The organism is Elusimicrobiota bacterium, assembly GCA_028718185.1.
Lineage (GTDB): Bacteria > Elusimicrobiota > UBA8919 > UBA8919 > UBA8919 > JAQUMH01.
Genome location: JAQUMH010000006.1, coordinates 46,310 through 59,767, shown reverse-complemented (window position 1 = coordinate 59,767; position 13,458 = coordinate 46,310). Strand labels below are relative to the sequence as shown.

Here is a 13,458-nt window from a genome sequence, read left to right as displayed (position 1 = left end):
AAATTATTATTCTTTAAACACAAAGTCGACTATCTTTGGTATCTGAATGTTCCAACTAAACTTTTTTACAGTAGACGAACCTTCATTCCTTATTTTTTCCAACATTTCAGGCGATTCCAACAAAAAAATTATTTTTTCTGACAAATCTTTTGAATCACCCGATGTGAAAAAAAGAATGTCTTTCTTATCCTGTGCTATTTCCTCGATTCCCGCTAATCGCGATGAAATTATCGCTGTAGCAGACGCCCAGTATTCATATAATTTCAGGGTAGTAATTATCCTGTTAGGTAAAGTATCTTCACGGGGAATTATGCCGATTTTCGCTTTTTTCAAATATTCACGCGCCTGCTGGCAAGGTAAATAATCAGTAAATATACAATTTTTAGATATACCCAGTTCATCTGCGAGTTTTTTTATATTAGGGAGCTCCCTGCCTCCTCCAACTATGAAAAACTTTACATTTGGCATTTTTTTAACAACCCCCGGTATTGCATGAATAAATATTTCAACGCCGTGTTGCCTGTCTACTGACCCCAAATGAATTATATTAAAATTAGAGCCCGGCTCTTTTTCCGTAGACAAGTGGTCAATTTCTGCCCCGTCATAGACAACTTCTATTTTTTTAGCATCTATGCCTTTTTCTACAAGCAGATTTTTCATCTCCTTTGTCGCTACTGTTATAGAATCGGCACAATTTATTACCCAATATTCAACCATTAAAATAATCGGGGTTAAAATTTTCTCAAACATATTCCTTTTTCCAACCAGCAAATATTCAGCATGAATGTCTGTAATATCAAGCGCAAACTTGAACGGATATATTTTTTTCAAAAACGGGATTGTCATTGCAGCAATTGTATTATGAATAAAAAAAATATCGGTTTTTTTAGCAAATTTTATAAATTTTATGAGAAGCCGTGTATTAAATTTAATTGAACTTAATATCGAGGACCTCTGCTTTCGGGGAGCGTGAAGCCAGTGCGTTTCTATCCCGGAAAGCATATTTTTGCCGTCGGTAGGAGCGACAATTTTTACATTATGACCTCTTTTCTTGAATTCCTCTGCTGCTTTAAGTGTTCTTAAAGCACCTCCGCCTATTATAGGATGAAGCGGGTCATGAGTTGAAACAATAATATTTTTAGCCATCTACACATTCCTCATTTCATCAATAATAATTGAATTTATTTGTTTAAAAAAGAATTTTATCCCAAGTCCTTTAATGCTGCGGTAAACATTACGCAGTTGCCGAAAAAACCAGGAAAACGAAAAAAACTTATAAACAAACCATCTTAACAGGCTTTTTTTCATAATCTTCTCAACCATCATTAAATCTAATTCTGGATATGATACGACCTCAGATGCTTTACCGTCGTATTTCTGCCAATCTTTACTTTTTAATAGACCTTGATTTTTTACCTCTTCAAAAAATTTTGTCCCCGGAAAAGGAGTGCAAATAGATAACTGAATAGTATCCACGTCTAATTTATTTGCAAACTTTATCGTCTCTTTTATAGTTTTCTCTGTCTCGCCTGGAAGTCCGAGACTAAAAGTAGCATGACTCTTTATTCCATACTTAGCACACATTTTAGCTACATCATATACTTTTTTGAGATTTATCGGTTTACCCAGATTTTTCAGCATTTCCTCACTACCGCTTTCAACTCCGAATTTTATTCCGATGCAGCCACTTTGTGCCATTGTTTTTATAATTTCTTCATCAAGGTTAATGGCATCCCCCATACAACTCCAGCTTACTTTCAGGTGCCGGTCCATTATTTTATTGCATATTTCCAGAACAAATCTTTTATTTATTGTAAAATCATCATCATCAAAGTAAATTTCCCGGGCATTATATTTTTGTACAACATCTGCCATTTCTTCTACTACCCTGTCTGAAGTAAACGTTCTATATTTTCCATTTCTATACATTACCTGATTCCACAGGCAGAAAGAACATTTATAAGGGCAACCGCGGGAAGCATGCATCTGTATTGCAGGACGTTTTTGGCAAAACCCGTCCCAATAAATAGTCGGGTCACTTTTGTCGTTAGAAGGAAATAAATCTCTTGCCGGAGGAGGTAAATTATTCAATGGTTCTGTAAGCGGTGCAAACCCGTTGTCCTCAACTCCGCCGTTTTTTCTCATCACTATCCCCGGGCAACCTGAAAATCTGCCTTCCCGTAAAGATTTTGCCAAAGTCAGGAGAGAAAATTCATATTCACCTTTAAGTATGAAATCGATATTTTTAGAATTTTGTAATATTTCGCGGGCATAAGTAGTAGCATGCGCACCGGCAATAACAATATTCGGAACACCTGCAACTTTTATCTTTTCTACCAGCTGCAAATCGTAATCAATTGTAGGAGTGGTGACTTCAAAAAGTATTATTTCGGGTTTTATGTTTTTGATTCTTTGAATAAACTCCGACTCTGAGATATCCAAGGCTATAGCGTCAATAACATAAACCTCAAAACCGGAATTTCTCAGCAAAGCAGCACTATAAGCAAGATAAAACGGAAAAGGAAGATAGTGCGGGATATCTTTCTTTTTTTTTACTCCTGAATGCGGCCAGCGGGAACCGGCCCGTATGAAATATTTCTCATATTTACTGTTTATTTCATACTTGCAAGGAGGATTTGCTAATAAAACTTTCATCTTTTAAAAATATCCTTTTGTCCTTTTGCCCATTCTATTAAATTCGAAATTCCTTTGGCAGGAGAAATCAGCGGCTTCCACTTTAAATCTTTCTGAACTTTGCTTATATCCGAAATATATACTTTTTGGTCGGAAGGCCGCCAATTGGTGTATGTAACAGGCGGGTGACTACCCATTTCCTTTTTAAGTAAAGTAAGAAACTCGATTAGCGATATAGTATTATCCGGACCACCGCCGATATTCCACACACAATGTTTTATGTCAGATTTAATAAATGCATCATACGCAGCAACTACGTCATCAGCATATAAAAGATCCCTTACCTGTTTGCCGTCACCATATATTGTTAACGGCTGTGAGGTTAAATTAGCTATAATAAACCAGGCTACCCAACCCTGGTCCTCAAAACCGAATTGTCTGGTTCCGTAAATACAGGACATCCTGAATACAGCTGTTTTCATTCCATAAATATGTGCATATTCCTGGGTATATAAATCTCCTACATATTTGCTTGCCCCGTATGGCGTATGCCCGGTATGGTCAATAGACAATTTTTCCGTAACACCTTTTACTTTTTTGTAAACATATCGTGTTTTTTCTTCCTCAAGCTGAATTTCATCTACATTTTCGCCATAAACTTTATTTGTTGAACAATAAACAAAAGCGGCCGATGGACATATATTTCTGACACATTCAAGAACATTTAAAGTTCCATAAGCATTTATGGAAAAATCCTCGCGCGGAATCCTTACCGAAAGGGGAACTCCCGGTTGTCCAGCAGTATGAACTACGGCATCTACACCGTCACCGAGAGCCTTTTTAACATCTTCTTCATTGCGAACATCGCCTTTTACTCTTTTAATATTTTTAAAATTACTCAGATAATTCCAGTTATATTCCACGCTTTCTTTATCATAACCGAAAAGATGAGAACGCATAAGGTTATCAAGAACAATTACTTCGCAATTTTTCTTTGCGTAATATTCCGCGCAATGACTGCCTATTAACCCTGCACCGCCTGTAACCAAAACTTTCATAAATACCTCCATATAGTCCATAATCCGGCAATCCCGTCTTTCCAGCCGATTTTCTTGCCCTCTTCAAGACGGCGAGGGCTGTAACTGATCGGGAGTTCCAATATTTTTATACCTTTTTTCAAAAACTTCACAGTAACCTCTGCTTCAAATTCAAATCCTTTCGATTTCAAATCAATACTTTTTATCGTTTCTGCTTTGAAAATTTTATAACAGGTATATGAATCTGTTATCATCTGACCATATAAAATACTGATTATTTTGCTTAGCAACCAATTGCCTATTTTGTATCTCTTGTAAATATTTATTATAGGTTTTTTTAAAAACCTGGACCCGTAAACAACTGATGTGTAGTTTTCTTCTATTGGTTTTATAAGATTCTGAATTTCATCAGGATTATATTCCAAATCCGCATCCTGTATAACTATAATCCCGTCGTTTATACATTCTATTGCAGTTCTTATGGCTGCACCTTTTCCTTGATTCTTTTCGTGATGTATTACCTTTATTTTCCCGTTTTCAATCTTTAATTTTTCAAGTATCTCTTTAGTCCCGTCAGAGGAACCGTCATTGACTACTACAATTTCTGCCGGTTCAAGAGAAATCATTTTTCTGATAACCTTTTCAATTGTATTTTTTTCATTATAAACAGGAATTATGATTGATACTGAATTTAACCCAGCCAATGTAGAGCCCTCCTTAAAAGAAATTTAAAATGTTTAAACGATTTTATTGCCATAATATTCTTTATTATTATTTTGGGTCTTAAAAAGAAACTTAAAAATGCTTCCCGCTGAAGTTTTTTGAGTTTATTTCTTGTCAATCCTTTCGGGACATAAGAAGCAGCTGTAAATAAAAATTTTCCCCAGTCAATATTTTTTAATTCACCGGTTTTTTCAAGTTCACTGTATATTTCTGTTCCCGGTAATGGAAGAAATGTAAAAAAATTAGCGCGGACTAACGGAAGCTTCTTTGCAAGTGATATTGTTTTTCTAATATCTTCTTCCGTTTCATCAGGAAATCCCATAATAAAAAAACCGGCAATATCGAAACCGAAAGATTTTATAAAATTCACTTCTTTCTTAATAACATCTACGGTTAAGTTTTTCTTCATTAGTTTTAGAATCCTGTCCGAACCAGATTCTATTCCAACTGAAACAAGATAACAACCTACTTCTTTCATAAGCGAAAGCAGTTCCGTATCAAGTGTGCCAAGCCGTATCCCGTTTGGTACTGCCAGAGAAATCTTCAGGTTGCTTTGTTTTAATTTTTTTAAAATTGATTTAGCATGTTCTTTATTTAACGTAAAATTATCATCAACAATATGAATTTCCCTTATATTAAATTTATCATAAAGCAGCTTTATTTCGCTGACAACACTTTCTGCACTCCGCATTCTCAGTTTCCTGCCGGTTGTTTTATGCGCAGCGCAGAAAGTACACCCAAACGGACAACCGCGGGTTGTTATTATCGGCGCAATCGGAAAATTTTTAAAGAAAGCCCCGTGCTGTGCTTCCGGATATGTTTCCGGATGAATCAAATCCCATGCCGGGAAACCTAATTCATCTATATTATCACAAACTACGGAGGAATTAGCTATTACCTGCCCGTTCTTTCTCCATAAAAGTCCGCTTACTTTTGAAAAATCGTTGCTTTTTTTAGAAAAACCTGATAAAAACTCCGGAAAACTTTTTTCAGCTTCACCCTGAAATGCAAAATCAATATTTTTCATCTGTTCAAGCACTTCTATGCCGCAAGAAGATGGATGAGGACCGCCAACAACAATAGTGATAGCAGGAAATCTTTCTTTAATTTTTTCAATCGCTTCTTTGATAAAATTGAAATCGTAAGTATAAAATTGAAAACCTATAACATCCGGCAATTTATTTTCAATATATTTTACAAGACCTTCTATTTTGATATTTTCTTTTATACAATCAAGAATCTCAACATCGTGTTCTTTTCGTATTGAATTAGCAAGATAACCCAACCCGAGTGACGGCTGAATATGGTCTGAAACGTTATATGGCTTGACTAATAATATTTTCATAAACTAAGCCTCGTTACGCTCGGCATTCCGCAGAGACCGCAGAAATTCCGCAAAAGCCGCAGAAAAAGTCTCCCCTTTTTGCGTAATCTATGATTATTTTGCGTCCCCTGCGAAAAATTCTTATATTACAAGAATTCTCTGAATACGTGATTTGCAAACATCACACCTTTACTGCTTAACTTTATAAGGTTATCCTGCTCACTTAACAATCCCATACTCTTCAAATTGTTAATCTTATAGGAATATTTTTTTTTAACTTCATCGGATACAGTAATCCCTTTTATAAGCCGCAAACCCAACATTAAACTTTCCGATACTTTTTTGTGGTCGCTAAGTTCTTCAACGCAATACTGAAATTCTTCATTAAAATATTCTTTGATATCTTCCGTATTCTTGATTCTTTTACCGTCAATGTATGAAACTGCGCCTAAACCCAAACCTAAATACTGACCGTTCTGCCAATAGTTTATATTATGTTTACATTCGAAACCCGGTTTTGAAAAATTTGATATTTCATACTGTTGAAAATCATTTTTTTTAAGAAATCCTATGGCAAACTTATACATATCTGCATCCAGATCATCATCTTTTACCACATTCTGCCGGAAAAAATTTGTTCCTTCTTCGACAGTAAGAGAATAAACAGAAATATGCTGTGGATTTAGCTGTAAGACATTAACAAGAGTATCTTCCCATGTTTTCATCGTTTGACCGGGAACTCCAAAAATTAAATCAATATTTATATTATCAAAACCCGTTTTTTTTGCTAATTCATAACTTTTCTTGAAATCATCAACTGTGTGAACCCTGCCTAAATATTTTAATATCTCGTCGTCCAAAGATTGAAGCCCAAAACTTAAACGGTTAACACCGTAACTTTTCAGAAGTTTTAATTTACTTTCTGTAATTGATTCGGGATTAATTTCAAAAGTTATCTCACATTTAGGCAAGTTAGATTCCCGCTGGAGTTTACCCCGCACTCCGATGCGGGGCGGGAATGACACATCTGGAGAGATTGTCATTCCCGAGTGCCTCAATCGGGAATCTATAATATTGAAATCCCTATACATTAAATTAGAAACTATTTTTTCAAATAAAAAAATGATTTGTTTTTCCGAAAGCAGTGACGGTGTTCCGCCTCCGATATAAACAGTAAGTGGGAAACCCTCCACTCCCTCCACTGAATCTTTGGCGGGCAAGCGGGAAGTGAATTCATTGACGAGAATATTTAAGTACTTATCTGTGTAATCTGCAGTTTTTTCCGCGTAATCAGCGCTCACAAAATCACAGTAGTTGCATTTTTTTCTGCAAAATGGTATATGAATATAAACGGCAGGAATAAACCCTGCCGTTGTATTGGTTAAATCTGCAGTATTCATCAGCGTAATCTATGTTATTTCTTCTCTTCCTTTTTATCTTTTTCTTTGAAGAGTTCGGAAATTCCCGCTATTGACCCGAGAACACCCGAGGTTTCTAACGGCAGGAATATTTTTGTTGCCTGACCATTTGCAACTTTTTCAAGGGTCTCAAGATATTTTATTGCGATAAGGTCAGTTGTCGGACGACCGGAATGAATCGCATTATATACAATCTCAATCTGATATTTTTCTGCGTCTGCAACACGTTTTATTGCTTCGGCTTTGCCTTCTGCTTCCAATATCGCCGAAAGTTTTGAGCCTTCAGCTTTTAAAATTGCTGCCTGACGAAACCCTTCCGCTTCAAGTATGTTTGCACGTTTTTCTCTTTCTGCTTTCATCTGCTTTGACATTGCCTGTGTAATATCGGCAGGAGGGTCAATTTTCCGCAGTTCAACACGTGTAACCTTTACTCCCCATGCATCAGTTGCTTCGTCTAAAACCATACGTAACTGTGTGTTTATTTTTTCACGGGAAGTTAGCGTTTCATCCAGAGCAAGTTCTCCGATAACGTTTCTCAGGTTAGTCTGGGCAAGATTTATTGCTGCCTGAATAAAATTTGCAACATTATAAAGAACCTTAAACGGGTCTGTTACCTTAAAGTAAATGATAGCATCAACTGTAACAGCGACATTATCTTTCGTGATAACATCCTGCGGCGGGACATCCAGAACCTGTTCACGCATATCAACCTTTCTGATAGTTTCAAACATCGGGATTACAAAAGCAAGCCCTGAATCTGCAGTTCTATTAAACTTACCTAAAAATTCTACAAGTCCTTTTTCAAATGGCCTAATTATACGAAGCGCCATCTTTGCAAAAATAAACAATAAAATTATTCCAACAATCAATAACGGAACCGGAATTTGCTGCATAAATACCCTCCTATATAACTTTGTTCTTATGCTCTAATGTTCTTAAGTTCTCTAATCTTTTGGTCTTTAATCCGCCGACGACTCAGTGGCGAACAATCTTTTAATCTTTGAATCTTTTAATTTTCTTTTTTCACTATTAATCGCGCACCTTTTACTTCAATAATTTTTACCCAGATACCTTTCGGAATTTCTTCAGATGATCCGGCAAGCCATTCTTCGCCCTCAACTTTCACTCTGCCGTATTTTGACGGTTTTATTTCTTCCAAAACAAAAGCGTTCTTATTTATAAGTGCATCGACATTGGCAGGACGGGACGGGGTTTTCATTAGTTTGTTAACGAGAGGTCGTGAAAGAATTATCGCCGAAAATGAGACAATAAAAAAAACTGTCCAGTCAAGCCACATCAAATTAAATATAGTTGCAACTGCAGCGAAAACCGCACCTAATCCCAAACAAGCAAAGAAAAAAACAGTCGGAGAAACCATTTCAACAATAAAAAGAACAACTGCAATTACTGCCCACGTAAGCCAATTTTCAAACATATCAACTCCTTAGTCACGAATAAAATATCACGAATATTCTCACGAATTGGCACGAATAACTTCAGGGTTTAATATCCGTTGGTAAGTTAATCTCTCTGAGCGAAAATTTACTAAAATACCTAATGGTAATTTTACTTCCTTTAAATATGAAAGAACTTGTTTTATATCATCCCTGTGAAATTGAACAACAGTTTTGAGTTCCACAACTATTTTATTCTCCACAATAAAATCAAGAATATATTTCCCAATTTTACTACCTTTGTACATTAAATTAACAGCAATCTGTTCCTTGCAAAATAATTCTGCTTCCCGAAATGCTGTTTTAACCGCACGTTGATAATATTTCTCCTGATATCTATTCCCCATTGTTGTATGAACATCAAATAATATCCCCATAATTTTATAGCTTAATTCTGACTCGATAATTCTTTTATTCGTGCTTATTCGTGATGTTTGCATTTATTCGCATGTCTCTATTCGTGAATTATTTAATTAGTTTAACTCGTTTTGGGGGCCAGAAAATTAGAAGCGGTTTGCCTTTAATATACTTTTCATCAAGAGTTCCCCAAAACCTTGAGTCTTTGCTATTGTCCCTGTTGTCTCCCATCATAAAATAATTTCCCGTAGGTACCGTAATTGGACCAAAATTATCCCTCTGTGGGATATTATCATTATAGACATCTGAAATAATTACATATGGCTCTTTCTGAAGAACATCATTTACATATAATTTTTTCTTTTTGACTTCAATTTTGTCACCGGCAACACCGATACACCTTTTAACAAAATCTTTTTTTATACCTGCTTCTCTCTCATAAGGTTCAAGCGCTTCAGGCGGTGCGGCAAAAACCACTATATCGCCCCGCTTGGGTTTCTTCAATACTAAAACTCGTTTCATATTAACCTTTATACCGCTTGAGAAATCGGGATAATAAAGCCGGGTTCCATAAACAAATTTGTTAACGAAAAGATGGTCACCTTCTAATAGCGTGTTTCTCATGGAACCGGAAGGAATTTTAAACGCCTGCAGGAAAAAATACATTATTAAAAACGCAAAAACACCTGCCCATATCAAGGTATCTGCCCATTCAATCGCTTCTTCAACCGCTTTTTTTAAAAACCCCTTGGATTTTTTCCTTATTTTCCGGAAAATAATCGCATCAATTATAGATATGACGAGCACAATGCCAAGTCTATATTCCATAGGATATTCCTGCATCTTAAAAAACACATATCCCACCGAGCCAATACCAGCTAACGAAAATATCAAAAATAATATAAAATTCATAGATTGCAATTATATCAAAAAAACACGAAAAGTCAATAAAATAATGCTTGTTATACCCAGTTTAATTGTAGTTGCATGCCCTTGGCATGCATTGGTGTAAACAAAGATAAATACATCAATTAACATTATGGCACCGCAAGGAGACTGTGTCATAATTGTCAAAAAGCCTGTCATTCCCGTGAAAACGGGAATCTATAAAGTTGTGTTATCATCAGAGACTGGATTCCCGGTTAAAGCATTCGGGAATGACAAAACCAAAAACAGTAATTATGACACAGTTTCAAAGCGGTGCGACTACAAAAAAATAATCTCTGATTTTAAATTATCCAGCCGTTTTTTATTTTTTCTTCGGTGATTTGGTGCTGGGCTTTTGAAATCATATCGGAAGGGATTTCAGAGGGATGGACTTTACAAATATTATTAAGAGAAATTATCACTGCTTTTTTAACATTATTGTCAGAATCACCCAACATATCAAAAAGAATTTTGAATGTATCAGCAATTAAAATACTGTCGATGATTTTAACACAGTCATATCTTAGCCGCACCTGGTTACTTTTAGAAAGCCGTAAAATATTCTCGAGAGCTACACTTTTGTTTACAAGGATAATGGTTTTAAGCGAATCTATCATTTTTTTTGTGACTTGTTCTGAGTATTCTTCTCTTTTTATATTATCCGATATAGTATCCAGAAGCTTGCTTTCTTCGATTGTTGCTTCAAATTGCCGGCGAGCAATTTCACCGTCTTTCTCATTTACTGCTTTTTTATCTGCTATCTGAAGTTTCAATTTTTCAGATATTTCCTTTTTCAATCTTTCCTCTTCGGCTTTCTTGATTTTTTCAAGTTCCTGTCCGAATTTTTTTTCTGCTTCAGCACGAATTTGGTTTTTCAACTCCTCCATTCTTTTATAATTATCTATAGTTTTTTTCTTAATCCACACATAAAAGACCAAACATAACAATATAATAACAATTAAACTTATACCTATAACTAAAAATATTTCTTTGTAGGATTTAGGCTGAAGCTTTTCTTGTTTACTAAATTCATCAAAAACAGGTGTTTTAATCTTTTCCGTAACTTGTGGTTTTTCGATTTTTTTTTCAGTAGATTTCGGTTTGCCCATCTTTATTTCAGGCTCTTTTATTGTTTGAGCGGATTGTTGAATGACTTCCTTTTCTTTTTTAATTGGAGTCCCCATTATTATATTTTGCAATTCATTTATTTTGGCATTATCCGGAGCAATTGTTTTTGCTTTTTCGATATATGTCTTTGCTTTTGTATAATTACTTAGCATAACTTGTTTTTCTGCTGCTTCAATTAAAACTTTTATTAAAAACTCCTTAGATTTTTGATGCTGTGGATTTTCAGCAAGTAATTTTTCAAATAATTCTATAGCACTGTCATAATCACCTTTTATGTATTTATCAATAGCGGAATTAAAGTAAACCTCGGGATTGACTTGAGAAAAACAGGGAGTAGGAAGTAGTAAGTAGGAAGTAGTGAGTAGAAAAAGCATTAGTGCCCACTTCACACCTTTTATTCTATATTTCCTGTTTATTATTTTCATTTGCCCTCCATCACATCTAATATTGTTTGAACTCTTTGTAAAAATTCCAAGATACTTTTATCGTTTGGGTTAATTTTTATCGCTTCAACAAGTTCATACTTTGCATCTTGATATCTTTTCTGTATAATATAATTCTGGGCTTTGGATTTATGTATCAGGACTTGCGCATCAATATAACCACCGTCAATTTGAATAACTTCTCCTGCTTTTAATGCAGCATCTGAAAACCTTCCCTGCTCGTAAAAATCTACCGCTTTTAGATATTTTTCTTTTGCAAAGGTAGAAGTGGACATCTCTGAAATCTTTCTTAGAAGTGTCAGCCCTTGTTCGTTCTGAGGGTCTTCTTTGAGTATTTGGTTCGTAATATCTGATGCATTTTCGTATTCTTTTTTGTCAAAATATTTCTGAGCATTCAAAAGCATTTGAGAAAACTGCTGTTTCTTTCTCGCATTTTCCAGTTCGAAAGATATCTGTTCTTTTTCTGACTGAATTTTTTGCCATTCTTTCTTCAAGTTTGCATCATTCATCAAAAGTTTTTCAACTTTTTCTTTTTCAACATTAAACACTTCTATGTCTTTTGCCAAGTCTTTCCTTTTCTGCGAAATCCGTACCTCCTCCTCGTCAACTTTTAACTTGTTTTCTTCAAGGAGCTTAATAGCATGCTTCTCTGCCTCTGTTGATTCAACTCCAAATCTTAAAGCAATTGAAAACCTATGTGTTATGTCAAGTGTGTGAAATGAAACGGCATAATCAAGTGAAAATTTATCTTCTGCAACACCAATGCCACATGTTGTTTCTTTATAATTCGTACCTACTCTAAAAAAATATACTTTATACTGATACTCCGCACCAAAAAATAATTTACTTATCGATTTCTGTAATATGTTATCAAAAGCTAAATCACCGCTAAAATAAAGTTTATCATAAATTCGTTGTGCAAGCCCCAATCGCAACGACATAGGAAGTTTATCGTTTCCAAGTTTAAGCGGAATAACATTTTTCACAGCAATTCCATATTTAGTATCCTCTTCCGTAGATACAACTCCGGCATCAGCAGAAAAAGCATGTGCAGAAAAATCATCTATGCTTTGAGTCAGAAACTTTATATTAATTCCTCCATCAATTGGTCCACCCAGATTTACAGCATAATCTAAATTAAATACCGTGTCTTGTGATGAAAAATCATAAAGTGTTTCACCAACGGAATTTGTTTTTTCTATATCACCGGTTGAAAGAACTCCAATAGAACCTGCTATCGTTTCTTTAGGCGCCAACGGATATGAATAACTAATATAAGTAAATTTTGTCCCATAAAAAAGCGGTGTATAAAAAAACGAAAGTTCGTTGTAAAAATCAGAAGCAATCCCGGCAGGATTATAATATATGCTGGATGAAGAACCCGATAATGACGTTGCTGCCCCGGCAAGTGCAGAAGTCCTGGCATCCGGATAAAATGACAAAAGATATTCGGCTGCAATACCTGAAGTACCGTTTGCACAACAATCGCTGATTACACAGATTAAAGACAAGATTACGCAGAGTAAAACCTTACGTAGTATCTTTATCTTTTTATAGATTCCCGCCTTCGCGGGAATGACATATGGGATAGTAATGAGAGTCATTTTTTTTCGGCAAAAACGTTATTTATTTTCTCTAAAAGTTCTTTCATCTGGAATGGCTTTTCAAGATAGTCAACAATAGTAACATCTGCTCTTGCTGTAATAATTTCTCTCAAATGTCCTTTTCCGGTAACTACGATAACAGGGATATCTTTAGTCTCGGGATTTTCCTTAAGTCTGATGTTCAGAGAATGCCCATCTAATTTAGGCATCATAATATCAAGAACAATTAAATCCGGTTTTTCCACACCGATTTTAGCAAGCGCTTCCAGCCCATCATATGCACAAATTACCTGGTACCCATCTTTTTCAAGATAAAGTGAAATAATCTCAACAATGTCCCTTTCATCATCCACTACAAGAATTTTTTTCATAGTCGCTCCGCTCCTTAACGCTAATTATCGCGAACTAT

General features: G+C 35.3%; 13 protein-coding genes. All 13 read right to left on the bottom strand.

Features of this window, described 5'->3' with window-relative positions; translation table 11 throughout:
• Positions 1-6: 6 nt before the first annotated feature.
• Positions 7-1,146, bottom strand: a complete 1,140-nt coding sequence (locus PHE88_08680) for a glycosyltransferase family 4 protein (protein ID MDD5687891.1) — start codon at positions 1,144-1,146, stop codon at positions 7-9.
• Entirely contained in the window at positions 1,147-2,655 is a 1,509-nt protein-coding gene (locus tag PHE88_08675; GenBank protein ID MDD5687890.1) for a radical SAM protein, read from the bottom strand.
• Entirely contained in the window at positions 2,652-3,692 is a 1,041-nt protein-coding gene (locus PHE88_08670; protein ID MDD5687889.1) for an NAD-dependent epimerase/dehydratase family protein, read from the bottom strand. Before PHE88_08670 ends, PHE88_08675 begins: the two co-directional genes overlap by 4 nt.
• Positions 3,689-4,375, bottom strand: coding sequence for a glycosyltransferase family 2 protein (locus PHE88_08665; GenBank protein MDD5687888.1), 687 nt, complete (start codon positions 4,373-4,375; stop codon positions 3,689-3,691). Before PHE88_08665 ends, PHE88_08670 begins: the two co-directional genes overlap by 4 nt.
• Positions 4,363-5,739, bottom strand: a complete 1,377-nt coding sequence (locus PHE88_08660) for a radical SAM protein (protein MDD5687887.1) — start codon at positions 5,737-5,739, stop codon at positions 4,363-4,365. The genes PHE88_08665 and PHE88_08660 overlap by 13 nt, the downstream gene beginning before the upstream one ends.
• A 125-nt stretch (positions 5,740-5,864) precedes the next feature.
• Positions 5,865-7,118: a radical SAM family heme chaperone HemW gene (gene hemW, locus PHE88_08655; GenBank protein ID MDD5687886.1), complete on the bottom strand. Its 1,254-nt coding sequence runs from the start codon at positions 7,116-7,118 to the stop codon at positions 5,865-5,867.
• Positions 7,119-7,132: 14 nt separating this feature from the next.
• Complete coding sequence (locus PHE88_08650; protein MDD5687885.1) at positions 7,133-8,029, bottom strand: SPFH/Band 7/PHB domain protein; 897 nt, start codon at positions 8,027-8,029, stop codon at positions 7,133-7,135.
• A 116-nt stretch (positions 8,030-8,145) separates the two neighbouring features.
• Positions 8,146-8,571, bottom strand: coding sequence for an NfeD family protein (locus PHE88_08645; protein MDD5687884.1), 426 nt, complete (start codon positions 8,569-8,571; stop codon positions 8,146-8,148).
• A 39-nt stretch (positions 8,572-8,610) separates the two neighbouring features.
• On the bottom strand, positions 8,611-9,030 hold the full coding sequence (locus PHE88_08640; GenBank protein ID MDD5687883.1) for a GxxExxY protein: 420 nt from the start codon (positions 9,028-9,030) through the stop codon (positions 8,611-8,613).
• Between the two features lie 25 nt (positions 9,031-9,055).
• Entirely contained in the window at positions 9,056-9,859 is an 804-nt protein-coding gene (lepB, locus tag PHE88_08635) for a signal peptidase I (GenBank protein ID MDD5687882.1), read from the bottom strand.
• A 317-nt stretch (positions 9,860-10,176) separates the two neighbouring features.
• The gene (locus PHE88_08630; protein ID MDD5687881.1) at positions 10,177-11,427 is read right to left on the bottom strand and encodes a hypothetical protein; all 1,251 of its coding nucleotides are present in this window, start codon (positions 11,425-11,427) and stop codon (positions 10,177-10,179) included.
• On the bottom strand, positions 11,424-12,956 hold the full coding sequence (locus PHE88_08625; protein MDD5687880.1) for a PorV/PorQ family protein: 1,533 nt from the start codon (positions 12,954-12,956) through the stop codon (positions 11,424-11,426). The genes PHE88_08630 and PHE88_08625 overlap by 4 nt, the downstream gene beginning before the upstream one ends.
• A gap of 89 nt (positions 12,957-13,045) precedes the next feature.
• Entirely contained in the window at positions 13,046-13,420 is a 375-nt protein-coding gene (locus PHE88_08620; GenBank protein MDD5687879.1) for a response regulator, read from the bottom strand.
• Positions 13,421-13,458 lie beyond the last annotated feature (38 nt).